This window comes from Lentzea kentuckyensis (assembly GCF_002150765.1).
GTDB classification, from domain to species: Bacteria; Actinomycetota; Actinomycetes; order Mycobacteriales; family Pseudonocardiaceae; genus Lentzea; species Lentzea kentuckyensis.
On sequence record NZ_MUYM01000232.1, the window covers coordinates 1 to 1,572 of the forward strand.

The window sequence follows — 1,572 nt, forward strand, 5'->3', positions numbered from 1 at the left end:
GCTCGCCGGGCCGGACGCCGGCTCGGTCGTCGCGGACACCTCGACCTACGCGAAAGCCCGTCAGCAACTGGTCGACCGCGAGCTCTCGCTGGCCCAGTTCCTCGCGGCGAACAACCTCGTCCTGCGCGCGGATCTCCTGCGGCCGTGGGCGAACTGGGTGACCCCGTACGAGGAACCCCGCCGCTACGACACCCGCTTCTTCGTCGCCGCCCTGCCGACCGGGCAACGCGCCGACGGTGAGACCTCCGAGGCCTCCGACGCCTCCTGGCAGACGCCCGCGGCAGCCGTCCAGGACGCCCAGGAGGGCCGCCGGATGCTCATGCCACCTACCTGGCGCACCCTCGACGAGATCGGCGCTCTCGGGACCGTGCAGCAGGTCATGGCCGAGGAGCGCAGCGTCGAGAAGATCATCCCCAAGCTCATTCGCGACGGCGACGTCATCCGGGTGGTGTTCCAGTGAGCGGCTCCCCGTTGATCGGCGCCCGCGCCGCGCACCCCGCCTACGGCGAACTCCGCCAGGTGACCGAACACGCAGCCGTTCTTCTGGCGGACAACCCGTCACCGATGACGCTCGACGGCACGAACACGTGGCTGCTCAAGGCCCCGGACGCGGACGGGTACGTCGTCATCGACCCCGGACCGCTCGACGAGGCCCACCTCAAGCGCATCGCCGCCGTCGGCCCGATCGCCGAGATCCTGCTGACCCACGGCCACCCGGACCACTCGGAAGGTGCCCGCGAGTTCGGGGAACTGGTGAAGGCCCCGGTGCGCGCGCTCGACCCGACGTTCACGCATGGCTCAGAGGGCCTCGTGGACGGCGACGTGATCACCAGCGCCGGACTGGAGCTCCGTGTCCTCGGCACACCGGGCCACACCAGCGACTCGCTGTGCTTCGTGATCGAAGGCGAGGCGGTGCTGACCGGCGACACGGTCCTGGGCCGCGGCACGACGATCGTGGCCCACCCGGACGGCAGGCTCGGCGACTACTTCGAGTCGCTCAGGCTGCTGGCCGAACTGCCGGAGCACACCGCGGTGCTGCCCGGTCACGGCCCCGAACTCGCGGACGCCGGCGAGGCCGCGCGGATGTACCTGGCGCACCGGACGCAACGTCTCGAACAGGTCCGCAAGGCCGTGGAGTCACTGGGCGGCGCACCGACCNNGCGGGCCCAGCTGGAGTACCTGCGCACCGGCTACTGAGGCTAGTGCCCGTTGTTGCTGGCCCCGAACGCCGACTGACGCGCCGAGGACCGGTCGATCTGCCACCGGCCGGAGTCGGTGGTCTTGGCGCCGGTCTGCTCCCGCTGCGCCAGCTCCTCGTGCAGCTGCTGCAGCAGGGCCCGCTCGCGTTCGCTCAGGTTCGCGTCCACCGACGACGGCTCGGCGGGCTCGGCCAGCGCGGCCTGCAGCGCCGCCAGCTCGTCCGCCTTCAGCTCGGTGGTCACCTCGGCCCGGTTGATCGGGGTGGGCTCGGGGAGCAGCTCGGCCCGGTCGATCGGCGAGGGGCCCGGGAGCAACTCGATCCCGGCGTCGACCGGCACGATCGGGATGCGCTTCACGGGCTTGGGCGGGAAG

General features: G+C 71.8%; 2 protein-coding genes and 1 pseudogene. 2 read left to right on the forward strand and 1 reads right to left on the reverse strand.

Annotated features, from left to right (window positions below; genetic code table 11):
- Positions 1 to 460, forward strand: a 460-nt coding sequence (locus B0F77_RS46235) for an NUDIX hydrolase (protein ID WP_483868463.1), incomplete at its 5' end; no start/stop codon positions are given.
- Between the two features lie 104 nt (positions 461 to 564).
- The gene (locus B0F77_RS46240; RefSeq protein WP_086669356.1) at positions 565 to 1,197 is read left to right on the forward strand and encodes an MBL fold metallo-hydrolase; all 633 of its coding nucleotides are present in this window, start codon (positions 565 to 567) and stop codon (positions 1,195 to 1,197) included.
- Positions 1,198 to 1,199: 2 nt separating this feature from the next.
- Here the strand turns inward: B0F77_RS46240 and B0F77_RS46245 are convergent.
- A pseudogene (locus tag B0F77_RS46245) lies at positions 1,200 to 1,572 on the reverse strand (hypothetical protein); the annotation flags it as partial.